Source organism: Pantoea sp. Cr_R13 (assembly GCF_029222565.1).
In the GTDB taxonomy this organism is placed as follows: Bacteria; Pseudomonadota; Gammaproteobacteria; order Enterobacterales; family Enterobacteriaceae; genus Pantoea; species Pantoea eucalypti.
The window spans coordinates 426,556-449,838 of the sequence record NZ_JARHXL010000003.1 but is presented as its reverse complement, the minus strand read 5'-3'; the positions used below and the strand labels follow the sequence as shown (position 1 = coordinate 449,838).

Below are 23,283 nucleotides of genomic sequence, written 5' to 3'. Positions count from 1 at the left end.
ATTTTCTGATTTCAGGCGCTGACTTATATCGTCGTGCGCCGTGCATAGTCACGCAACCGGAAGCCCAGCAGCCCCAGCGCCAGGAAATAGGCCCCGCCGCCGACTGCACAGACCGCCGCCAGACGCAGCAGTCGCCATAACATCGAACCCTGCTCCCATGCGGGCATCCACTGCAGCATGGCGAACAGTGCACCCGCCATGACCACCACCGCGACCAGCAGGCGGATCAGGAAGCTACTCCAGCCCGGCTGCGGGTTAAAGATATTCTTCTTACGCAACTGCCAGTAAAGCAGCGACGCATTGAGACAGGCTGCCAGACCAATCGACAGTGACAGACCGGCATGTTTCAGCGGACCAATAAACGCCAGGTTCATTACCTGCGTCATGATCAGAGTAATAATCGCAATTTTAACCGGCGTTTTGATGTCCTGACGGGAATAGAAGCCCGGTGCAAGCACCTTGACCACAATCAGTCCCATCAGGCCGACAGAGTAAGCAATCAAGGCACGCTGCGTCATCAATGCATCAAAGGCGGTAAATTTACCGTACTGAAACAGTGCCACGGTCAGCGGGCCGGAGAGCATACCCAAGGCTACGGCGCTGGGCAGTGCCAGCAGGAAGCACAGGCGCAGACCCCAGTCCATTAGTCGGGAATATTCATCATGGTTGCCACTGGCAAAACTTTTAGCCAGCGATGGCAGCAGAATAGTGCCCAACGCCACGCCGAGGACACCAGAGGGAAACTCCATCAGACGGTCAGCATAGTACATCCAGGAGACTGAACCTGAGACCAGGAATGAGGCGAAGATGGTATTGATGATCAGGGAAATCTGACTGACGGAAACGCCCAGAATGGCAGGCCCCATTTGACGCATAACCCGCCAGACACCCGCGTCACGCAGATTCAGGCGCGGAAGCACCAGCATCCCCAGCTTCTTCAGGTGCGGCAGCTGATAGCCAAGTTGCAGCACGCCGCCAGCCACCACGGCCCAGGCCAGCGCCATCACCGGTGGATGGAAGTGCGGCGCAGCAAACAGCGCAAAGCCAATCATGCTCACGTTCAGCAGAGTCGGCGCAAAGGCTGGCACCGAGAAACGGTTCCAGGTGTTGAGCACCGCACCCGCCAGCGACGCCAGCGAAATCAGCATAATGTAGGGGAAGGTTACCCGCAGCAGCGAGCTGGTCAGCGCGAACTTATCAGGACTGTCAGCAAAGCCGGGCGCCGTGACCATGATGACCCAGGGCGCAGCGATCATGCCCGCCACGGTGACCAGCGCCAGCGCCAGCGTCAGCAGGCCCGAGACGTAAGCCAGGAAGAGTCTGGTCGCCTCTTCGCCCTGCTTACTTTTGTATTCAGCCAGAATCGGCACGAAAGCCTGAGAAAATGCACCTTCAGCAAAAATACGCCGCAGCAGATTGGGCAGTTTAAACGCAACAAAGAACGCATCGGTCGCCATTCCGGCGCCAAACACCCGCGCCACGATGGCATCACGGGCAAAGCCCAGTACGCGGGAAAACAGGGTCATAGAACTGACCGCTGCCAGCGATTTCAACAAATTCATAATTGACGGCGCATCCTGAAAAGAATCAGCAAAAAAGGAGAATTAGCGCGGGCACCTGAGGATGCCCGGCGACAGTCTACTGCCACAGAGGGAAATGACCAGCACGGAGTGTTACAAGGCGTTATTCGCGGGTGGCCTCGCGCCACAGTTTTTCCACGACACGCTGCGCCATCAGTGCCTGTTCACCGCTGGTTTCAGGCTTCGTCTGATTTTGTACACAGTCAATAAAATGGTGCGCCGCGCCGCTGAAACCGCGCTGAGCCAGATGGCTCTGCCAGGCGGGTGGCTGCGTAATTATCAGGCCCTCGCTCTGCTCTTCGTGCCAGTCGCGCATCTCGCTGATGTCGATGCATTTACCGTCACATACCGCACTGACCCGCTCGCGCTGACTGCCTGCGCGGCGGTGCATGCTGGTGGAGATCGTTAATCCTTCAACACTGAAATGGTGCTCAGCATAGAGCATCTGTCCCTGTTCGTTGGTCTCGATACGTCCCTGAACCTGGCGAAACGGTTTGCCGCCCAGCCAGAGTGCGGTGTCCACCACATGCAGGTAATCGTCGAGCAGGGTAAAGCGAAGATCCTGTGGCCCGACGCTATCGCTGCGATGCTTTTCAATCCGCAGAGAGGCAGCGTCGGTCATCTTGGCCCGCAGCTGCTGATAGCGCGGCGCGAATCGACGGTTAAACGCCACCATCAGTTTACGCTGACGTTTTTCTGCCAGCGCCACCAGCGACTCAGCCTGCTCCAGAGTTTCAGCCAGCGGCTTGTCGACACAGACATCTTTTCCGGCCAGCAGCAGTGCCCTGACCACGTCGTAATGCGTAGCGGTGCTGGTGTGGACAAAGACCGCGTCGCAGGCAGCCGCTAAATCATTTAACGAACCAAAATTTGAGATGCGATAACTGTCGCAGATTGGGCGGGCTTTGGCCTGGTTCGGGGAGAATGCGCCCACCAGCGTCCAGTCTGTTGCCGCAGAAAGCACAGGCAACCAGGCTTTCTGCGCGATACCGCCTAATCCCACCACCCCAATACGTAGTGTCATTTCAGCGCTCCGTTTGCAGCAGTTGGGTGAGTCGGGCCTGAAGCTCCGCGACCTGCTGCTCCAGCCGGGTAATGCGCGTGGCCAGCTCGCCCTGCTCTTCCGGCGCGTCAGCGGCCTGTGGCTGATCACTCTCATCACTCAGCAGATGCATAAAGCGGCTTTCACGCTTACCCGGCTCTCGCGCCAGGCGGATAACCTGTGCACTGTCGTCGCGCTGCATCAGCCCTTCCAGCGTCTGCTCGACCTCACTGACATCACTGAACTCATGCAGACGACCGCTGCGGGTACGCAGTTCTCCAGGTGTTTGTGGCCCACGCAGCAGCAGCAGCGTCAGCAGGGCGACTTCCGCGCTGTTGAGCTTCAGCGCGCCAAACGCAGAGTTACAGAAACGCTGCTCATATTTCACTACCCGTTGCCCGGCGGCGCTGCTGGCGGTGATCAGATGCCGCTTTTCCAGCAGATCGAGCTGATTCTGAACCTCGCTTTCGCTTAGCTCCATGACCGGATCGCGATTCGATTTCTGATTACAGGCAACCACAACACCATTCAGTGACAGCGGATACTGCTCCGGCGTGGTGACCTGCTTCTCCAGCAGACAGCCCAGTACGCGCAACGCCTGCGCCGATAAAACCATCTTCATGCTAGCATCCTCATCATTATCCACGCCGGTCAGGCGTCCATTCCCGCAGAGTTAACGCTGTCAGCACGTGATCCTGCCAGCGCCCATCAATTAGCAGATAATCTTTCGCGTATCCCTCTTTCTCAAAACCCAGTCGCGCCAGAAGATCGCCGCTGCGCTGGTTGTGCGGCATGTAGTTCGCCATGATGCGATGAATATGCTGCTGGCGCTGCATATAGCGGATAGCCGCCTGCAACGCCTCAAACATCAGCCCTTGTCCCTGCCACTTTTCACCCAGTGAATAGCCAAGGTAACAGGCGTGAAACGATCCGCGCAGCACGTTGCTGAAATTCGCCACGCCCCGCACCTCGGTTTCATCGCTGTCCATGAGAATAAAATAGAAAGCGGAACCCTGCTTATGCATGTCCGAAATCAGTCCGAGCCTTGCCTGCCACCCTGAGGGATAGCAGTGACTGTCATCGCGCACCGGTTCCCAGGGTTTTAAAAACTGGCGATTTTCCGAATAGTAATCTGCCATTCGCCAGGCATCACGTTCGTGAACCAGACGGACCACCAGTCTATCGGTGGTTAATCGCACCCTGGGCGCGGCAGAACGATAGCCAAACATCCTGACTCCTGAAATCAATGGCTGATGAAGATGAGCCGTCATTAACCGGCTTTCACTATAACCGTCGCCTGGGCTGCGGTAAAACGTTACAGCTTTTTCGCCATAAAGAGGTTGATTTTGCTCTGTTATCACCGCTTTCATTCATCAGGATGGCTGGTTTAAGCGGCGGATCCTGTGATGCCTCTGTCAGGTGAGTTTGCCCTGTTGAGTAATCTCTTCCATACTTTTCACACGCCCGAAAACAGAAAGAATTGATTCGTTCTGTTAAACAATAACCCTCTGAAACCCGGGAGATCAGGATGAAGCTCTATATCTATGACCACTGTCCTTTCTGCGTTAAAGCGCGAATGATTTTTGGCCTGAAGAACAAACCGGTTGAGCTGGTGGTGATGCTAAACGACGACGAGGAGACGCCGAACCGGTTGATTGGGCAGAAAATGGCGCCGATTCTGCAGAAGCAGGATGGCAGCGCGATGCCTGAGAGTATGGATATTGTGCATTATGTCGATCAGCAGGATCGCGAGCCGCTGATTACCGGCGCGCTGAATCCGGCAATCGCTGACTGGCTGCGTCATATGAATAGCTATGTCAACAAACTGCTACTGCCGCGCATTGCTGAGTCGGCGTTTGCCGAATTCGCTACCCCGGAGGCGCGTGACTATTTCCACACCAAAAAGCAGGCAAGCATCGGTGATTTTGACGCGCTGAAAAGTCACTCGGCCGGGCTGATTAAAAATGTCAGCCAGGATCTGCGCAAGCTGGACAAATTAATCGAACAGCCCAATGCGGTGAACGGCGAGCTGTCAGAAGATGATTTTAATCTCTTTCCACTGCTGCGCTCACTGACGCTGGTGGCGGGTATCGACTGGCCAGCACGGGTCGCTGACTACCGCGATAATATGGCTAAACAGACCCAGGTAAATCTTCTCTCTTCAATAGCCCACTAACCCTGCCGCGATGAGAGACGCTGCGGCGTTTCTCATCCCTTTCCTGATGACACCCGCCCCGCATTCAGGCAGGCTATAGCCTGTTTACTGGCTCTGATATTCAGGATAAAGATCGATGAAAAAGGCATTTTTCGGGCTGACGGCCCTGTTGATTGCGCTGCTGGTGAGCGGATGTAATCAACTGACCCAATACACCATCAGCGAACAGGAAGTGAATCAGGCGCTGCAGAAGCACAACAACTATGAGAAAGACATTGGTGTCTCCGGACTGGTTAACGCACATATCGTGCTGAACAACCTGACCAGTCAGATTGGTCGCGAAGAACCCGGAAAAGTGACACTTTCCGGCAATGCAAAAATTAACGTCACCTCACTGTTTGGTCCTCAGCAGGCCGATATGCAATTGAAGATGCGTGCTCAGCCGGTTTATGAGCCGCAGCAGGGCGCCATATATCTTCGCGATCTGGAGATTGTAGATACGCAGGTTGCCCCGGAAAAAATGGCGTCAATTATGAAGACGCTGACGCCATACCTGAATCAGTCACTCAAAAGCTATTTTGATCAAAATCCGGCCTATGTGCTGAGTGCTGACCGCAGTAAAGGCGAGTCGCTGGCGAAGAAATTTGCCAAAGGACTGGAAGTGAAACCGGGAGAACTGGTCATTCCGCTCACACAGTAACCCCGATCTCCGCGCCTTATGGCGCGGATTTTCTTTATCGGCATAAAAAGCAGGTGCAAACGGTTGCCTGAATCCTTATGCTTAGACCCCGGCCAAAACATGCCTTTTGTTTCCCTTCTGCCGGAGCTTCACTGATGACAGCACAACCTCAGCAACTTACCCTGCGTCGCCCTGACGACTGGCATATTCATCTGCGTGATGATGAGATGCTCAACACGGTCCTGCCCTATACCAGCGCGGTGAATGGTCGTGCCATTGTCATGCCGAACCTGGTTCCGCCGGTGACCAGCGTGGCGGCAGGTGAAGCGTACCGCGATCGTATCCTGGCGGCGCTGCCCACCGGACACGCCTTTACGCCGCTGATGACCTGCTATCTGACCGACTCGCTGGATCCTGATGAGCTGGAGCGCGGTTTTACCTCGGGGTTGTTCACTGCAGCTAAGCTTTATCCGGCGCACGCCACCACCAACTCCAGCCATGGCGTCACCAACATCGCGTCGATTGCCCGCGTGCTGGAGCGTATGCAGAAGCTCGGTATGCCGCTGCTGATCCACGGTGAAGTTACCGATGCGCACGTTGATATTTTTGACCGTGAAGCCCGGTTTATCGAAACCGTAATGGTGCCGCTGCGCAGCCAGTTTCAGGCATTGAAGGTGGTGATGGAACACATTACCACGCAGGACGCTGCTGACTATGTCGCCGCCGCCGATGAGACGCTGGGCGCAACCATTACCCCGCAGCATCTGATGTTTAACCGCAACCATATGCTGGTAGGCGGTATTCGTCCGCACCTCTACTGCCTGCCGATCCTTAAGCGCAACGTGCATCAGGAAGCGCTGCGTAAGGTGGTAGCAAGCGGAAACCCACGCTTCTTCCTCGGCACTGACACTGCGCCGCATCTGCGCCATCTCAAAGAAGCCAGCTGCGGCTGCGCTGGCGTGTTTAATGCGCCAACGTCATTGCCCGCTTACGCCACCGTTTTCGAAGAGCTGAACGCGCTGGAACATTTCGAAGCATTCTGTTCTGAGAATGGGCCGCGTTTCTACGGCCTGCCGCTGAATGAAGGAACGATTACGCTGGTGCGTGAGCCCTGGCAGGTGCCTGAATCAATCGCGCTCGGCAGCCACGCTCTGGTGCCGTTCCTGGCGGGTGAGACACTGAACTGGCGCATCGCATAATTTTACTTGCCTCCGGCTCGCCTATACTGTAAATATATACAGTATCTTAACCGGAGGCTATTATGCGCGTTGAAATTACCGTATCCAATACCCGACCTCTTCCTGCTGGCGCGATTGAAGCGTTAAGCGATGAATTATCGCGCCGCATTGATGAACAGTTCCCTGACTCGACCAATCACGTCAAGGTACGTTACGCCAGTGCCAATAATCTCAGCGTGCTGGGCGGTGGAAAAGAGACGCGCGACCAGATCAGCGAAATCCTGCAGCAGACGTGGGAAAGTGCTGATGACTGGTTCATTACTGATTAACCGCCACTGTGCTTTTTTTCCGGGTGTCGCCACCCGGTTTTTTTATCTTTTCTTCCCTCTCGCACTTCCCCCTCTCTGCATCTAGACTCTTAATGATCAATGCCCTATCCTTGCGCTCGTCACGCATAACAGGAGGTGCGCACCATGACTACTGATAAACCGGAAGAGGCGATGACCTTTGGTGAGTTGTTAGCACTGATTGGTGATCAACAGCGTCGTTTGACGGTGCTGGAAAATGCCTTTTCCAGTCTGATTTTCTGTCTTGACGATCGCGCCAGTCAGCTGCTGGTGCACAATCTGTCGCTGGAAGCCCAAAATCAAAACCATGATGAACAGCTTCAGCAGCACTTTGCCCGTCTGGCAGAAACACTGCAGAAACGTGGCGGCGGCATCGTGCCAGAAAGCCCGACACTTTAAGCACGCTCACGTGGCTTAAGCCACTTTTTGCCTGCCCAATGAATAGTGATTAAAATGCCTGCCTGTCAGGCATTTTATTTTTTCCTCCGCGCCTTTCAAACGCAAATATTCTGTGAGAAGCTGACTCACGGCCTTTTTAAAGTCATGATTCCCTGGTTTACTGTTATAATAGTTTCGCTATTGGAATAAAAAAGCCGCATTGAACCTCACCATGCACTTCGTTTAACGAGTAATAAGGAGGTTATAATGGACAGAAGAAAAGACGTTATTCAGACTCATCCGCTGGTGGGCTGGGATATCAGTACCGTTGATAGCTATGACGCCATGATGATCCGCCTGCACTCGCTGTCGTCGCAGGATCAAAAAGAAGAAGAAGCGGATGTTGGCCCTACTTACTGGCTGACAACGGATGTGGCAAGGCAGTTTATCTCGATACTCGAAGCGGGCATCGCCAAGATAGAATCAGCCGAGCAGATAGAACGACTCCTCAATAAGCATTAATCTCTGCCGCATCAAAGAGGCGCCCTCAGGGGTGCCTTTTTCGTTTCTGTTTCTGGTATTCTTTTGATTATCTTACTCTTAGAGCACAGTTATCATGATTTATGATCTTATCGTCGTCGGCAGCGGCTCAGTGGGCGCGGCCGCAGGCTACTATGCTACCCAGGCGGGTTTATCGGTGCTGATGATCGACAGTGCACATCCTCCCCACAATCAGGGCACGCATCACGGCGAAAGTCGATTGATCCGTCACGCTTATGGCGAAGGCGAACGTTACGTTCCCCTGGTCCTGCGAGCGCAGACGCTGTGGGATGAACTGGAACAGCGCGCCGGTGAGCGCATTATGCATCGCAGCGGCGTACTTAACCTTGCGCCAATTCAGTCACCTTTTATTCAGAACGTCATCGACAGCGCCGCTCGCTGGCAACTCAACATTGAGGTAATGCAGCCCGATGACGTGCGAAAGCGCTGGCCGCAAATTAACGTGCCTGAGGGTTATCTGGGCGTCTTTGAGCCGGACTCCGGCTATCTGAAGTGCGAACAGGCGGTTCGCAGCTGGATTCAGCTGGCGGAGCAGGCGGGTTGTGCGCAGCTGTTTAACTGTCCGGTCACAGAGCTGGGACGTGATGGCGATCTGCAGCAGGTCACCACCCTGGACGGCATCTATCGGGGTCGCAAAATGCTGGTCAGTGCCGGCACATGGGTGGGTAAATTAGTTCCTGACCTGCCAGTGGCCCCCACCCGCAAAGTGTTTGCCTGGTATCAGGCTGATGGTCGCTACAGCGAAAACAATAAGTTTCCCGGCTTTACAGTAGAAATGACGAATGGCAGCCAGTTCTATGGCTTCCCGGCGGATAATAACGCGTTGAAGGTGGGGCGTCATGATGGCGGACAGCCGATGCAGCAGCCAGAGGATCGTAAACCTTTTGGTGCGGTCGCGGCCGATGGCAGTGAAGCCTTTGGTTTCCTGCGTCAGTTTTTACCCGGCGTGGGTGTCTGTCTGCATGGTGAAGCCTGCAGCTACGATTTCAGCCCGGATGAGGACTTTATTATTGATACGCTGCCAGGTGAACCTGACCGTTTATTGATTACCGGACTCAGCGGACACGGGTTTAAATTTGCCAGTGTATTAGGCGAACTGGCTGCAGAATTTGCTCAGAAAAAACCGTTCTCATTTGATCTGACCCCTTTCCGGCTTTCACGCTTCTGACGCTGAAAATGGGTGGCATCCAGCGGGGGCCACCCATTGACATTAAATGACGTAAATCGAATTTTGCTGACATAGCGACGCTGTTTATTTCGCCCTTTAAGTTAATTTACTGCCTTATTCGTTGACGAGCCCTTTGCCACAAATAACTCATTCAGAAATATTGCGCATTTTCATCCCTTCTTATTCAGCCATTTCATATTAAAAATTAAAATTTATAGAAACGTAAGGGCAATTGCTTTTATATTTCAAAGTGTGGATTCTTATTTCATATTATTTCTTTTTTGAAACGACATCATGTTATTACGTAATTCATCTCATCAGTTTGGACTGATTGCCGTGCTGCTGCACTGGTGTATGGCGCTGGCGATTTATGCCATGTTTGCGCTGGGGTTATGGATGGTCGGTCTGGGCTACTACGATAGCTGGTATCACGACGCGCCGGAAATTCATAAAAGCATTGGCGTGATGCTGCTGCTGGCGTTGATTGTTCGTCTGGTGTGGCGTGTTATTTCGCCGCCGCCAAAACCGCTGAACAGTTATTCCCCGCTGGTGCGTATCAGTTCAATGGTTGCGCACCTTTTGCTGTACACCCTGCTGCTGGCCATTTTAATCAGTGGCTATCTGATCTCTACCGCCGATGGCAAACCGATATCTGTATTTAGCTGGTTTACCCTGCCTGCGCTATTCAGCGGTGCAGGCGCGCAGGCTGACCTGGCGGGCGACATTCACCTCTGGCTGGCCTGGACGGTTGTGATCCTCTCAATACTGCATGGTCTGGCTGCGGTAAAACATCATTTTATCGATCGTGATATCACCCTAAAACGGATGTCAGGTTTACGCATCCCTTCTCCCTCTGAAAAGGATAAATAATATGTTCAAGAAGACTCTGCTGGCGATGACCGGTGCCAGCCTGCTGCTCAGTTCGATGACCGCCAATGCTGCAGACTACAAAATCGATAAAGAGGGCCAGCACGCGTTTATTCAGTTCCGTATTCAGCATCTGGGTTACAGCTGGCTCTACGGCACCTTTAAAGATTTCGATGGCAGCTTCACTTTTGATGAGAAGAACCCTGCAGCAGACAAAGTCGATGTCACGATTAACACCAGCAGCGTCGATACCAATCACGCTGAACGTGACAAGCACCTGCGCAGCGCTGACTTCCTGAACACCAGTAAAAACCCGCAGGCCACGTTTACATCCACAGAGGTAAAAAAAGAGGGTGATGAGCTGAAGATTACCGGCAATCTGACGCTGAATGGCGTGACGAAACCGGTGACGCTGGAGGCAAAAATGCTGGGTGAAGGTAAAGATCCGTGGGGCGGTTACCGCGCTGGCTTTGAGGCCGAAGGGGAAATTGCACTGAAAGATTTCAACATCACTAAAGATCTGGGGCCCGCTTCGCAGAAGGTGCAGCTGATGATCTCAGTTGAAGGTGTACGTCAGTAAAACAACACGCCGCCTGAAGCTGACTTCAGGCGGCCACGTTTATTTCTTCACTGGCGAAGGAATAGTCATATTTAACAGGCCACGTGACTTGTTAAAGATCTTATTGCCATTCTCACGCCCCGCCCGGCGAGCGCGCTGCTCTTCCGGAGAGAGTTTTGCCTCTTCCTGACAGATCGGGCTGCAGCAGTTCTCAAACTTCTCTGCGCAGCTTTTGCACTGAATAAACAGCAGATGACAGCCGTCATTGACGCAATTGACGTGGGTATCACAGGGTTCGCCGCACTGATGACAGTTCGACAGCACGTCGTCAGAAATACGTTCACCCATCCGCTCATCAAAGACAAAGTTTTTGCCTTTGAAGCGTACCGGTAATCCCTGCTCACGCGCGCGGCGGGCATATTCGATGATCCCGCCTTCGATATGATAGACATCCTCAAAGCCGTTGTGCCGCATCCAGGCACTGGCCTTTTCACAGCGGATCCCGCCGGTGCAGTACATTACGATCTTTTTGTCTTTCTGATCCTGCAGCATATCAACCGCCATCGGCAATTGATCGCGGAAGGTGTCAGCAGGCACTTCCAGCGCATTATCAAAGCGGCCCACTTCATATTCGTAGTGGTTACGCATATCCACGAACAGCGCGTCAGGATCGTCCAGCATCGCGTTAACTTCTGCCGCTTTAAGATACTGACCCACATTGCTGGCATCGAAACTGCTGTCTTCAATTCCGTCCGCGACAATGCGATCGCGCACTTTCAGACGCAGCACCCAGAACGATTTTCCATCATCATCCAGTGCAATATTCATACGCAGATTATTCAGCGCCGGATCAAAGCTATAGAGCCACGCTTTCATCTTTTCATACTGACTGGCGGGCACGCTGATTTGCGCATTAATACCTTCGTGCGCGACATAGACGCGGCCAAACACCTTGAGTGCTGTCAGGCCAAGGTAGAGCGCATCACGGAATGCTTTTGGATCGGCAATCTGGAAATATTTGTAAAAAGAGACAGTGGTGCGCGGCTCAGTTTCAGCCAGCATGCGCGCCTTCAGCTCTTTATTGGAAACGAGGTTATGTAACACTGGCATGGTGTTCTTTCCTGTTATCAATAGGAGAATTTTAGCGGGCACATGATACCTGATTTCAGCAGGATGCAAAGGCCAGTGTCAGAACTGATCATCTATTGCTGTTTTTTCCGCCAATATCTGGAGAGTTTACATCCGCCTGCAGTAGCCTGTTCCGTCAGTGATATTTATACGCCCGATAAAAACTGGCACAATGGCAGAAATTAATGAGATATCAGCACCGCACGGTGCGCGACGCAGGAAAATTAACCTTCATATGACCCAGTTGCCTCAGTTTTCACGAGAACTGCTTCACCCGCGCTATTGGTTGTCCTGGGTGGGTGTCGCTTTTCTTTATCTTTTGGTGCTACTTCCCTATCCCCTGCTTTATGTTCTCGGCTGCAATATTGGTCGTATCGGGATGCGTTTTATGAAGCACCGCGTCAGTGTCGCCCGACGTAATCTGGAATTATGTTTTCCGGAAATGCCGATCAATGAACGTGAAGCGATGGTAAAACACAATTTCGAATCGGTTGGCATGGGACTGATCGAGACCGGGATGGCATGGTTCTGGCCTGACTGGCGCATCAATAAATGGCATAAGCCTTCAGGTCTGGAGCATATTCAGCAGGCGCGGGATAGTCAGCGTGGTGTCCTGCTTATTGGCATGCACTTTCTGACACTGGAAATTGGGGCGCGCATGTTTGGTATCCATAATCCAGGCATTGGTGTCTATCGCCCTAATGACAACAAATTGATCGACTGGCTGCAGGTTAAAGGCCGGATGCGTTCAAATAAAAGTATGATTGACCGCAAAGATCTTAAAGGAATGATTCGCGCGCTGAAAAACGGCGACATTATCTGGTACGCACCCGACCATGATTATGGCCCGCGCAGCAGCGTTTTTGCGCCCTTCTTTGCTGTGGAAAAAGCGGCAACCACGGTGGGCACCCACTTGCTGATTCGTACCGGTAAACCGGCGGTTATTCCCTTTGTGCCGCGTCGTCTGCCTGGTGGTCGTGGTTATGAACTGATGATACTGCCTGACATCAGCGACGAATTTACACTGGAGAGCGATGTTGTCACCGCTGCCAGAATGAACAAAGTGGTTGAAGAAGGCGTGTTGCTGGCACCGGAACAGTATATGTGGCTTCATCGTCGCTTTAAAACCCGCCCCGAAGGCGAACCCTCCCGTTATTAATCCTTTCGCGCTAAATGTCTGTCTGGCATTTAGCGCTTTTCTTACTCTATGCTCTGCTGAATAAATCAGTCGCTCGTGGCGGAATCAGCATTTCATCGAATTCTCAGGACCGTTAATTAATCAAGCCGCAGACTCATAATAATTTATTTATCTATTTAAAACTTAAAGTTGCCAATCAAAAACCTTACCAACAGGCGCCGTTCTGTCTGACTTTCTTTTCAGTCATTAATTTTCAGCGTGCAGTATTTAATATTATTTGGTGCTAATTAACTTTCAAACCAGGCCTAATCCTATTTAGCCAGGCTTAACGATGTATTCTGGCTAATGGATCGATTAAAATTAACTTATATTACAAGCTTTTGCCTCGTTAATTTGACCTATATTCCTTTTTACATTTTTTTAACAGCCTGATAGACCGTTATGGCATTTGAAGAAGTTAAAGCTAATCGGTAGTTTCTTTCGTGACAGTCAGATCTTTAACCGCTCTGACAAAAATTATAAAAAGACAACACAGCAAACCTCTATCGGGACATATTATATGAACAAAGGTCTCTACTATTACGTCACAATTGGTACCGATCAGGAAAATTATCATTTCCTTCATCGTAAGGGATGTAAGCGAATGCCAGATAAAGATGAAGTCATCTTCATTGGCACTTTATATAACCTGAGCCAGGCGCTTTCTATCGCCAGAATTAATTTTAAGAAAGTTAAGCCCTGTATAAAATGCTGTATCCGCTACTCAGCACCGGTGATTCATGACTCTGTTCAACCCGTTCTGCACTTTCCACAAAAGATGATCTGACCCTGACTGGCGGGAAATGGTTTATTTCCCGCCAGTTGCACTGACCCGCCCTTTCCCTCCCCTGAATTTCGTCTATCCTTCACTGAAATCAAATGAATCTGCAGTTAATGAACCCGGTAAGGAGAAGATCTATGAGCATGTACAGTACGTTAGAGGAAGCGATTGATGCTGCACGTGAAGAGTACCTCGCTAATAATCCTGAGGTGGATGAAGAAGAAGCATCGATCAGTCAGTTTGGCCTGCAAAAGTATGTCATGCAGGATGGCGATATTATGTGGCAGGCTGAGTTCCTGACCGATGAAGGTGAAGCGGGCGAATGCCTGCCCTTCCGCAGCGGTGACGCCGCACAGGCCATCTTTGATGCTGACTTTGACGAAGTTGAACTGCGTCAGGAGTGGTTAGCAGAAAATACCCTGCACGAGTGGGATGACGGCGAATTCCAGCTTGAGCCGCCGCTGGACACCGAAGAGGGTGAAGCCGCCGCGCAAGAGTGGGAAGATGATAACAGCGACTCCGATCGCAGTTATTCGTAAGGACCGTGACTGGCATCCACCGGTAATAACAGGGTGTCAACCACCAGCGACAGTGGCAAATCGAGGATCGTTAAGACTCGCCAGCCGCTGTCGCGTACATCCCACTGAACGCCGGGATAATATTGATTGCCGTGTCCCTGCCCCGGCAGGGTGCGACTGATGATACTGCCGCATCCGCTTAAGCAAAGCACCGCAGCTACAACAACGCCTGCCTTTAAAAATGCTTTCACCACTGATACCCGCTATGAACTGCCATTGAGAACGTCACGCGCTGTTCACGGTGACTGCCAGCAAACAATTTATCAGCGTATCGCTGTTTTAATCCCATAAAAAAGCGGCATCGCTGCCGCTTTTCAGATTACGCGTTTTTTGCCAGCGCGTTAGGGTTGAGGTTAAGTTTCTGATAACTCTCTACCCACTGATGATACTTATCCGCATTTTCCCACAGTCGGGTATGAACACGGGCCAGTACCACCGGATCGCTGATTAACTGCAGTCGCTGCTCGCGGCCCAGTTTATCCGGTGCATCGCTCAGTGCCTGATCCACACGACGGTCACGTGCATAGTCCAGCAGCTGACTCTGCTTGTGGCGCGATGTCGCCAGTGCCGTTGCGAGTGCGTTAAACGCAGGATGGAACAGGGCATGCATAAAGCCATTTTCCAGCGCACGTTCGCGGTTTAACAGCACATAACGATCGGTATCCACCAGTTCCTGCGGCGGCGAGTACTCTTCCGGGATCAGGAACAATTTGGCTTTCTTGCTCTTAAGACCCAGTGTTGAGCGGCTCGACATCACAGAAACAAACGGCGACAGAATCAGCGAGAAGACAATCGGGGCCAGCCACCACAGGAAGTTAAGATCCAGCAGTCCCATACCCGTTGCCCACACCAGACCCAATGCCATCTGCGAACCGTGACGTTTAAATGCCTCGCTCCACGGCGTCGCATCGTCATCACGTTGCGGAGAGTTCCACACCACTTCCCAGCCGAGGAAGGCGCTGACAACAAACACCGTATGGAACAGCATACGTACCGGCGCCAGCAGCACTGAGAACAGCGTTTCCAGCACCAGTGAAGCCAGCAGGCGCAGGGGACCTCCGTAGGCTTTTGACCCTTTGAACCAGATCAGCACCACACTCAGCATCTTCGGCAGGAACAACAGCACCATGGTGGTCGAGAAGAGCGCTATCGCCAGCTCCGGACGCCACTGCGGCCAGACCGGGAACAGCTGTCGCGGTTGCAGGAAGTAGGTCGGTTCCATCAGCGTATGCACCACCTGCAAGGCAGTTGAAAGCGCAAGGAACATAAACCACAGAGGAGCAGACAGATAGGACATCACACCGGTCAGGAACACCGCACGGTGGACCGGGTGCATACCTTTAACCAGGAACAGGCGGAAGTTCATCAGGTTACCGTGACACCAGCGGCGGTCACGCTTCAGCTCATCCAGCAGGTTCGGTGGCAGCTCTTCATAGGATCCCGGCAGGTCATAGGCAATCCAGACGCCCCAGCCAGCACGACGCATCAGCGCAGCTTCCACAAAGTCATGGGACATGATCGAACCGGCAAAGGAGCCCTCACCTGGTAACGGAGCCAGTGCACAGTGCTCAATAAAGGGTTTTACGCGAATAATGGCGTTGTGACCCCAGTAGTGAGACTCGCCCAGTTGCCAGAAGTGAAGACCGGCCGTAAACAGCGGACCGTATACACGGGTGGCAAATTGCTGACAGCGCGCATACAGCGTATCCATACCCGATGCTTTCGGCGACGACTGGATGATCCCGGCATTCGGGTTAGCATCCATCATGCGCACCAGACCGGTGAGACACTCACCGCTCATGACGCTATCCGCATCCAGCACGACCATGTAGCTATAGTTGCTGCCCCAGCGACGGCAGAAATCATCGATGTTGCCGCTTTTACGCTTCACACGACGACGACGACGGCGATAGAAAATCTTGCCTGCGCCGCCGACATCCCGCACCAGTTCCATCCAGGCTTTCTGCTCGGCAATGGCGATATCCGCATCGTAACTGTCGCTGAGGATGTAAACGTCAAAGTGTTCAGCGTTACCGGTGCGAACCACAGATTCCCATGTCGCACGCAGACCGGCATAAACACGCTCAACGTCTTCATTACAGATCGGCATAATCAGCGCAGTACGATGTTCCGGATTTAGCGGCTCATCTCCGACTGTTGAATAAGAGATACTGTATTTGTCACGTCCAATCAGCAGCTGCAGGAAGCCCATCAGTGCTGTCCAGAAGCCAGCAGAGACCCAGCAGAAGAGTATGGCAAACAGGAACAGGATACCGGTCTGCAATAAGTAAGGCAGAATCTGCATCACTGACTGCTGCCAGTTCTGATTGATCATCTCCATCGGATCCAGAAGCGTCCAGCCCTGATAAGGCAGAATACTCTTCATGTACCAGGTGGCGACCACTGTCTGAAAAATGGTCAGGATCAGCAGGATGTAGCGACGAATTGAACCGACATGACGCCACTTCTCTTCGGCGCGACGCTCTTCCGCATTGGCATAACGCGGAACCGATTTGTGTCCACGCAGTGAGTCCCAGGCACGGGCGACCGGGTTGGTACGCCACGCTTCCGGAAACATCAGTGAGCGCTTGACCTTCGGCATCGCTTTCAGCGTGGTGCGGTCGAGATAATCTTTGCCCAACTGCTGACCGTCGGCCAATGAATCAGGCCAGGCCATTTCAACCCGCGATGAGACCGATTTTAACGGCGCATCATCCGGACGATCACTGGCTGCGGCATCCCTTCCCAGCGCATCATGGATGAAGTGGAACTCACCGGCATTCTGCAATGAGACGCTCAGGCGAGCCTTCCCTGCCGCATCCAGCGGCAGAGATTCCACATAACGTTGAGGTGTAAAAGTCGATTTATTCATTGGCAGGTAACTGATAGCTCCAGGTTTCCGTCAATGTCTTGTCGCCGCTTACCAGGGCCGCACGCATTTCCGTGGACTGCTTGGCATCTTTCACACGCAGACGCAACACCAGACGCCAGCCTTTGGTGACCGGGTTATAACGTACGCTCTGCTCAACCACATCAGCATTTTTACCGACGCTGACCTGAGGTGCCACCTGACTGTTTTCCGCCATCTTACTCATGTCTTTACCCACGAAGTCGATGGTGAAAGCCACGGTGCCATCCGGCTGACGCACCAGATTAGACTGCTTCACGTCACCCGCTGAACGCAGGGTATTTTTGACCCAGGCGGTATCATCGGAGTGCAGCTGGTTTTCGTCGCGCGAGAAGTGCAGACGATATTTGAAGTTCATCTCTTTACCAGGCTCTGGCAGCGTCTCTGGCGTCCAGAAAGCAACGATGTTGTCGTTGGTTTCATCTGCAGTCGGGATTTCAACCAGTTCAACCCGGCCTTTACCCCAGTCGCCGATTGGCTCAACCCAGCCGCTTGGACGCAGGTCATAGCGGTCATCCAGATCCTGGTAGTTGTCAAAGTCACGCCCACGTTGCAGCAGACCAAAACCTTTCGGATTCTCGATGGTGAACGTGCTCACCGCCAGATGACGCGGGTTATTCAGCGGACGCCAAATCCACTCCCCGTTGCCATTATGGATAGAGAGTCCATCAGAATCGTGCAGTGCCGGACGGAAGTTGTTCACCGCCGACGGCTGGTTCTGACCAAACAGGAACATACTGGTCAGTGGTGCGATCCCGAGTTTGCCGACGTTATCACGCAGGTAAACTTTAGACTGCACATCAACCGTTGACGCTTCACCCGGATGCAGCACAAAGCGATACGCGCCCGCCGCACGCGGCGAATCAAGCAGTGCGTAGATCACCAGCTGCTTGTCCTGCGGTTTAGGACGCTGAATCCAGAATTCTTTGAAACGCGGGAACTCTTCACCGGATGGCAAAGCCGTATCAATGGCAAGGCCACGCGCCGACAGGCCATAAACCTGGCCAGCACCAATCACACGGAAATAGCTTGCACCCAGGAAGCTGGCGATCTCATCGTTTTTACCCTTGTTGTTGAGTGGGTAAAGCACTTTGAAACCGGCAAATCCGAGGTTTTTTACCGCTTCTGCGTCATGTTTTACGTTACCGAAATTAAAATAGTCGGGGTTGTATTTAATCTCGCGTACCGCGCTGCCCGTCACTTCGTTGATCTGCACCGGGGTATCGAAATACATGCCCTGATGATAGAACTCCAGCTTGAATGGCGTGCGCAGTTTGCCCCAATACGCTTTATCGTGGTTAAACTGGATCTGCTGATAATCAGCAAATTTCATTTCACGAAATTGAGAGGGTAAATTGCTTTTAGGCGCTTCAAAGCTTTTCCCTGCCAACGCTTTGGCTTGTTTGGCTACATCATCGATGTTAAACGCCCAACTGTTATTGGCGTACAACGCCAGCAGAACTGCAGTACCAATCCAGCGTACCTTCATCAGTCCGGCTTTATTTTTTTCTTTAGTCGGCACATCCCCCCCTTTCGTGTGCTTAAATCAAACCCGTTTATCTTAAAGGATTATTCGGTTTTCCGACAGCTTATGCGCAACATTGTTCCCGCATTTCGTCTGGGTTAACGCTACTTTTAGGACAATTAGACACTACGGATTCCACTGATAGTATACCTGGTTTATCCCAGGTAGACTTTTCACAGAACATAATCCGGTTTCAGGGTGAAACCGGCCATACGTACTAACGAACTGGAACTTTATGAGTACTGTAAAACCTGAACGTGAATACTTTCTCGATTCCATACGCGCGTACCTGATGTTACTGGGGGTACCGTTTCATGTTTCCCTCATTTATTCCGCGCAAAAATGGGCCGTCAACAGTCATGAAGCCTCGTTATGGCTGACGCTGCTGAATGACTTTATTCATGCATTTCGTATGCAGGTGTTTTTTGTCATTTCGGGATACTTCTCCTACATGTTGTATCTGCGCTATCAGCCACGTCGCTTCCTGAAAGTACGTCTTGAGCGTGTGGGAATCCCTCTACTCACGGCCGTTCCGCTGCTCACGCTGCCGCAATTTTTCATGCTGAAGGCCTGGACAGATAAGCTGGCTGACTGGCCGCGATTCACGCCGTACCAGAAATTCAATAACCTGATGTGGGAGCTGATTTCACACCTGTGGTTCCTGGTGGTGCTGGTGATGCTGACCACGCTCGGCATGGTCACGTTCCGCTGGTTGCGCGATCAGCATCGCACCCTTGATTATACGCGGGTGGGCTGGGGAGCGCTTACCGCTGGTGTGCTGACATGGGCGCTGGTGTGGTGTGTGTTCCGCCGTCTGGTGTTTATGTTCCAGCCAGCCTGGCTGATGGATGGCTTATTCAGCATTGTGGTTATGCAAACGCTTTTCTATCTGCCGTTCTTTATGCTGGGGGCGCTGGCATGGAAACATCCGCCACTGAAACAGTTGTTTGTGCGGTTCAATCCGGTGATGTGGGTCGGCGCAGTGGTGATGTTTGTTGCCTACTGCACAAATCAGCGTCTGAGCAGCGGCGATGGCTGGTTATATGAGCTGGACGCGATTATCACCACGCTGATGGGCCTCTGCATGCTGAACGTCTGCTTCTGCTTTGGTCACAAGCTGCTGAATTCGCATTCGCCACGCATCATGTATCTGGTGAATGCGTCGCTGTTTATCTATCTGGTGCACCATCCACTGACGCTCTTATATGGTATTTATGTCACACCACGGATTGAAAACAACACGCTGGGCTTCTTTGTGGGCCTGCTGATGGTGTTTGGCATCGCGTTTCTGCTGTATGAGATTCACCTGCGCATCCCGCTGCTGCGCTTCCTGTTCTCGGGGAAGTTTGAGCGCAAACAATCCGGACAAGAGCATTGACGGTATTGCCTGAATAGAGTCGACAACTCAAAGCGATGGGACTACACCCTCATCGCCTTGAGTACAGCGAGCAGGCTCAGGGAGCCTGTGCCCTTCGCAAAAGCGCAAAAGATGCCACCCATGGCAGGCTCAGCGCGGGCGAATACGCACCTCATCTCTGAGGTGCGCCTGTAACCGGGCCAACGCTTTGCGTTGTTGTTCAAAAACGCTCCAAGCGTTCTTGTCCATGGCCCGCGCTGCTTTGCTACGGGCACAGACTCCCATCGCTTTACGCCCAGGAGTCGTCTGTGATAAGCAATCTGTGGTTTTGGGTGTAAACTGCGGTGAAGAGCCTGGCTTACAGCAACCACTCAATCGGCAGTCGCCACACCAGCCTTACCTGAAGACGTTGCCACCACGAGCAACCCGGCTCGTGTTTATGCACAATCTGCTGCGGCTCATCCGGATACTCCAGCCAGTTAACCCTTCCCCACTTATCCAGCCGAAGCGTCCATGCCCGATCGCGCATCGAGTGGCTGAAACGCTGATGCGTCTCTGCGGCCAGCGCCGCACTCTCAATGACCAGCCCCATCTCGGTATTCAACACTGCTGAACGCGGATCGAAGTTAAACGAACCGATAAACAGCGTCTGTTGATCCACCGAAAAGGTTTTGGCATGCAGGCTGGAGCCCGAGTTACCGGTTAATCCCCGGTCGTGCGGGGCATCAGGCACGCCCGCCTGTGGTTTAAGTTCATAGAGCGCGATGCCGTGACGCAGCAGTTTTTTGCGCCACTTAGCATAGCCGGCATGGACAATCGAGACATCGTTGGCCGCCAGCGAGTTGGTCAGAATGGCAATTTTTACCCCTTTGCGCTTCAGCGCCAGCAACTGAGCGACGCCAGCGCGTGTCGGCACAAAATAGGCAGAGATGATGTCGAACTGCTCCTGGGGCGTACCAATCACCTCCAGCATCCGCTGCGGCAGCAGGCTTCTGGCGCGTGCTTTACCCAGTCCTTTACGCGGATCATCACTGAGCAGTCGCGCTTTCGCCCAGGTCAGGGCCAGCGTGCCCTCTTCCAGCTCCTGTAGCAGTGACGAATTTTCCAGCCGCTGAAGGTAACGCTGTACCGGTTCACTATGACGCCATTCTGCTGGCAGGCTCACACTGTCCTCTTCGGATTCCTCTTCATCCAGCACCTGCTGCAGCTTTGATACCGGCTTACTGCGCCAGTAACGCTCAAAATCCTCTGCGACTTCTTTCACCACCGGACCTATCGCCATCACGTCCAGATCGGCAAACAACGGTTCATTGCCGGTGCCGAAATATTCGTCGCCGATATTACGCCCGCCAACCACAGTCGTGACACCATCCACGGTAAAGCTCTTGTTGTGCATGCGGCGATTCAGACGGGCAAAGTCAGTGAGATATCCCAGTGCGCGCAGGGTACGAAACGAGAAGGGATTAAACAGCCGCACTTCAATGTTGGGATGGCGATTAAGCTGGGCGAGCGTATCGTCCAGGCCCGGCGTATTATTGTCATCCAGCAGCAGCCGCACTTTCACGCCACGACGGGCCGCCTCCAGCACCGCGCTGAACAGCAACCGTCCCGACAGATCGTTTTGCCAGATGTAGTACTGAATATCGAGTGAACGTTCCGCTTTTTGCATCAGCAGATAGCGCGCGGCAAAGGCATCCAGCCCGTCGCTCAGCTGATGGACACCGCTCATTCCCGGATGACGCTGACACTCTGGCTCCAGCTGCGTTTCCAGCCAGCTGGTACGTTCCGATGACTGGGAGAGCTCAAACGCTTCGGTCATGACAATTCCCTGTAAAATGCAGTTATTTTTATTATTCCCCGGCCCGCCCTCTGACACCATACCTCTGTTCCGAATGCGTGCGCAGTTATGGGCGTTTTTTAGTCTAGACTTAATCGGACGATCTGTGACCGGCATTAACCCGGCAGGAGAGGAATATGTCTCATCAATCCCTTACAGATGCCCGCCAGCGCTACCATCCCAGCCTGTTTCGCAGCTTTTTTCAGGGCAGTTTTCCCTGCTCCACCGCCTGCCGTACACCGGGTAAACGGCTCGATATGGTTTTCAGCAGTGGCCACGATATGCTGCTGGAAAAAGATTATGCTGCCCTGACTGAACAGCATCTGCTCACCGCCCGTGACGGTGCACGCTGGCATCTGATTGAAAAGATCCCCGGCCAGTATGACTGGCAAAGTTTTCTGCCGATGATAGAAGCTTCGCAGCGTCAGCAGATGGAGATCATCTGGGAGCTGGCGCACTTTGGTTATCCCGATCATCTTAATATCTGGAAAGCCGAATTTGTTGAGCATTTTAGTCGTTTCGCCCGTGCGATGGCACAACTGATGCGCGATCAGGGCATCGAACGCCCCTTCTTTACGCCGGTAAATCAAATTTCATTCTGGTCATGGGCTGGAGCCGATGTGGCCTGGTTCAATCCCCATGCCGCTAATCGCGGTAAAGAACTGAAGCGACAGCTGGTCCGTGCCTCGCTGGCAGCGATTCACGCCATTCGCGAAGTCTATCCGGAAGCACGTTTTGTACTGACCGATCCGCTGGTACAGATTGCCCATCATCCCGATAATCCAGACAGCAAACCTTACGCGGATGCGCAGCATCAGGCGCAGTTTGAGGCCTGGGATATGCTGGCCGGCCGCGTTGATAAAGAGTTAGGCGGCAGTGAAGATTGCCTGGATATCCTGGGCCTGAACTACTATCCCGATAACCACTGGTTTTTCCCCGACCAGCCGATGTCACTGGAGGATCCGGCGCGAACTCCACTGCACATTTTGCTGGCGCAGTGCTGGCAACGCTACCAGCGCCCGATGTTAATTGCCGAAACCGGCGCAGAGGGTGACGCGCGCGCGCCCTGGCTGCAGGAGATCAGTGAAAACGTGGCGGTGGCGCTGGATCACGGCATTGCAGTGGAGGGCATTTCGCTCTATCCGGTAGTGGAGTATCCCGCCTGGGCTGACGACCGGCGTTCACCAGGTCCGCTGCTGGGATTAGCTGATCCTAATGGCAACCGCAAGCTGCATGAAGCGCTGGCGCTGGTTCTGCGCAGTCAGCAGATTAAGTTCACCACACGTAACGCATAATCAGGCATGCTGAGAAGGATGGTTCTTCGGGTAACAGGAGCGAACATCAAGAGAGGGATCGGCAGGATGACGAACGTCGGTCAGCCAGACCATGGTAAACAGGAAAGTGACCCCGATCAGGCAGGCCGCCAGCAAACCGATAATTGCGATTAATTTGTCATCTCCGGAGTCCATCGCCTTCTC

Annotated in this window: 24 protein-coding genes; 14 read left to right on the top strand and 10 right to left on the bottom strand. The window is 53.0% G+C overall.

Going from position 1 to position 23,283, the window contains the following annotated elements:
* Positions 1-23: 23 nt before the first annotated feature.
* The 4 genes from murJ to rimJ all read right to left on the bottom strand — a co-directional run bounded on the left by murJ (position 24) and on the right by rimJ (position 3,851).
* Positions 24-1,562 (bottom strand): murein biosynthesis integral membrane protein MurJ, encoded by a 1,539-nt coding sequence (murJ, locus tag P2R09_RS03245; protein ID WP_275767058.1) that lies wholly within the window; start codon positions 1,560-1,562, stop codon positions 24-26.
* 121 nt (positions 1,563-1,683) lie between these two features.
* The gene (locus tag P2R09_RS03240; protein ID WP_275767056.1) at positions 1,684-2,604 is read right to left on the bottom strand and encodes a Gfo/Idh/MocA family oxidoreductase; all 921 of its coding nucleotides are present in this window, start codon (positions 2,602-2,604) and stop codon (positions 1,684-1,686) included.
* Between the two features lies 1 nt (position 2,605).
* Positions 2,606-3,244, bottom strand: a complete 639-nt coding sequence (locus tag P2R09_RS03235) for a DUF480 domain-containing protein (RefSeq protein ID WP_275767054.1) — start codon at positions 3,242-3,244, stop codon at positions 2,606-2,608.
* A 16-nt stretch (positions 3,245-3,260) separates the two neighbouring features.
* The gene (gene rimJ, locus P2R09_RS03230; protein WP_003849899.1) at positions 3,261-3,851 is read right to left on the bottom strand and encodes a ribosomal protein S5-alanine N-acetyltransferase; all 591 of its coding nucleotides are present in this window, start codon (positions 3,849-3,851) and stop codon (positions 3,261-3,263) included.
* Positions 3,852-4,150: 299 nt separating this feature from the next.
* Between rimJ and grxB the strand changes: the two genes are divergently transcribed.
* The 9 genes from grxB to P2R09_RS03185 all read left to right on the top strand — a co-directional run bounded on the left by grxB (position 4,151) and on the right by P2R09_RS03185 (position 10,535).
* Positions 4,151-4,798 (top strand): glutaredoxin 2, encoded by a 648-nt coding sequence (gene grxB / locus P2R09_RS03225; RefSeq protein WP_275767052.1) that lies wholly within the window; start codon positions 4,151-4,153, stop codon positions 4,796-4,798.
* A 115-nt stretch (positions 4,799-4,913) separates the two neighbouring features.
* Positions 4,914-5,477, top strand: coding sequence for a lipoprotein (locus P2R09_RS03220; RefSeq protein ID WP_275767050.1), 564 nt, complete (start codon positions 4,914-4,916; stop codon positions 5,475-5,477).
* 134 nt (positions 5,478-5,611) lie between these two features.
* A complete protein-coding gene (pyrC, locus tag P2R09_RS03215) occupies positions 5,612-6,655 on the top strand; it encodes a dihydroorotase (RefSeq protein ID WP_275767048.1) in 1,044 nt (347 codons plus the stop codon).
* A 62-nt stretch (positions 6,656-6,717) separates the two neighbouring features.
* Positions 6,718-6,963 carry a DNA damage-inducible protein I gene (dinI, locus tag P2R09_RS03210; RefSeq protein ID WP_003849907.1) on the top strand — a complete coding sequence of 82 codons (246 nt, stop codon included), beginning with the start codon at positions 6,718-6,720 and terminating at the stop codon, positions 6,961-6,963.
* Positions 6,964-7,107: 144 nt separating this feature from the next.
* The gene (locus tag P2R09_RS03205; RefSeq protein ID WP_003849909.1) at positions 7,108-7,380 is read left to right on the top strand and encodes a hypothetical protein; all 273 of its coding nucleotides are present in this window, start codon (positions 7,108-7,110) and stop codon (positions 7,378-7,380) included.
* A gap of 246 nt (positions 7,381-7,626) precedes the next feature.
* Positions 7,627-7,881: a biofilm formation regulator BssS gene (gene bssS, locus P2R09_RS03200; RefSeq protein WP_003849911.1), complete on the top strand. Its 255-nt coding sequence runs from the start codon at positions 7,627-7,629 to the stop codon at positions 7,879-7,881.
* A 94-nt stretch (positions 7,882-7,975) separates the two neighbouring features.
* Positions 7,976-9,088: an N-methyl-L-tryptophan oxidase gene (gene solA / locus P2R09_RS03195; RefSeq protein WP_008925919.1), complete on the top strand. Its 1,113-nt coding sequence runs from the start codon at positions 7,976-7,978 to the stop codon at positions 9,086-9,088.
* Between the two features lie 294 nt (positions 9,089-9,382).
* Complete coding sequence (locus P2R09_RS03190) at positions 9,383-9,958, top strand: cytochrome b (RefSeq protein WP_275767043.1); 576 nt, start codon at positions 9,383-9,385, stop codon at positions 9,956-9,958.
* A 1-nt stretch (position 9,959) separates the two neighbouring features.
* A complete protein-coding gene (locus P2R09_RS03185) occupies positions 9,960-10,535 on the top strand; it encodes a YceI family protein (RefSeq protein WP_078804271.1) in 576 nt (191 codons plus the stop codon).
* A 39-nt stretch (positions 10,536-10,574) separates the two neighbouring features.
* Here P2R09_RS03185 and P2R09_RS03180 read toward each other — a convergent pair whose 3' ends face one another.
* On the bottom strand, positions 10,575-11,624 hold the full coding sequence (locus P2R09_RS03180) for a rhodanese-related sulfurtransferase (protein ID WP_275767040.1): 1,050 nt from the start codon (positions 11,622-11,624) through the stop codon (positions 10,575-10,577).
* Positions 11,625-11,877: 253 nt separating this feature from the next.
* On the opposite strand from P2R09_RS03180, the gene P2R09_RS03175 reads away from it, so the two are divergent.
* From P2R09_RS03175 to P2R09_RS03165, 3 genes are all read left to right on the top strand, one after another.
* A complete protein-coding gene (locus P2R09_RS03175) occupies positions 11,878-12,801 on the top strand; it encodes a Kdo(2)-lipid IV(A) acyltransferase (protein ID WP_275767038.1) in 924 nt (307 codons plus the stop codon).
* Between the two features lie 538 nt (positions 12,802-13,339).
* The gene (locus P2R09_RS03170; protein ID WP_008925916.1) at positions 13,340-13,606 is read left to right on the top strand and encodes a hypothetical protein; all 267 of its coding nucleotides are present in this window, start codon (positions 13,340-13,342) and stop codon (positions 13,604-13,606) included.
* A gap of 131 nt (positions 13,607-13,737) precedes the next feature.
* Complete coding sequence (locus P2R09_RS03165) at positions 13,738-14,139, top strand: MysB family protein (RefSeq protein ID WP_003849925.1); 402 nt, start codon at positions 13,738-13,740, stop codon at positions 14,137-14,139.
* Here P2R09_RS03165 and P2R09_RS03160 read toward each other — a convergent pair.
* The 3 genes from P2R09_RS03160 to P2R09_RS03150 all read right to left on the bottom strand — a co-directional run bounded on the left by P2R09_RS03160 (position 14,130) and on the right by P2R09_RS03150 (position 18,578).
* Positions 14,130-14,369: a YceK/YidQ family lipoprotein gene (locus P2R09_RS03160; protein WP_033743162.1), complete on the bottom strand. Its 240-nt coding sequence runs from the start codon at positions 14,367-14,369 to the stop codon at positions 14,130-14,132. The two genes, P2R09_RS03165 and P2R09_RS03160, sit on opposite strands and share 10 nt — an antisense overlap.
* Positions 14,370-14,497: 128 nt before the next feature.
* Positions 14,498-17,050: a glucans biosynthesis glucosyltransferase MdoH gene (gene mdoH, locus P2R09_RS03155; RefSeq protein ID WP_275767034.1), complete on the bottom strand. Its 2,553-nt coding sequence runs from the start codon at positions 17,048-17,050 to the stop codon at positions 14,498-14,500.
* Complete coding sequence (locus tag P2R09_RS03150) at positions 17,043-18,578, bottom strand: glucan biosynthesis protein G (RefSeq protein WP_275767282.1); 1,536 nt, start codon at positions 18,576-18,578, stop codon at positions 17,043-17,045. The genes mdoH and P2R09_RS03150 overlap by 8 nt, the downstream gene beginning before the upstream one ends.
* Positions 18,579-18,846: 268 nt before the next feature.
* On the opposite strand from P2R09_RS03150, the gene mdoC reads away from it, so the two are divergent.
* Positions 18,847-19,989: a glucans biosynthesis protein MdoC gene (mdoC, locus tag P2R09_RS03145; protein WP_275767032.1), complete on the top strand. Its 1,143-nt coding sequence runs from the start codon at positions 18,847-18,849 to the stop codon at positions 19,987-19,989.
* 337 nt (positions 19,990-20,326) lie between these two features.
* On the opposite strand, the gene P2R09_RS03140 is transcribed toward mdoC, so the two are convergent.
* Entirely contained in the window at positions 20,327-21,787 is a 1,461-nt protein-coding gene (locus P2R09_RS03140; RefSeq protein WP_275767030.1) for a phospholipase D family protein, read from the bottom strand.
* Positions 21,788-21,942: 155 nt separating this feature from the next.
* Between P2R09_RS03140 and P2R09_RS03135 the strand changes: the two genes are divergently transcribed.
* On the top strand, positions 21,943-23,100 hold the full coding sequence (locus P2R09_RS03135) for a beta-glucosidase (protein WP_078804269.1): 1,158 nt from the start codon (positions 21,943-21,945) through the stop codon (positions 23,098-23,100).
* On the opposite strand, the gene P2R09_RS03130 is transcribed toward P2R09_RS03135, so the two are convergent.
* Complete coding sequence (locus P2R09_RS03130) at positions 23,101-23,274, bottom strand: hypothetical protein (protein ID WP_003849936.1); 174 nt, start codon at positions 23,272-23,274, stop codon at positions 23,101-23,103. It lies immediately after the preceding gene.
* Positions 23,275-23,283: the final 9 nt, after the last annotated feature.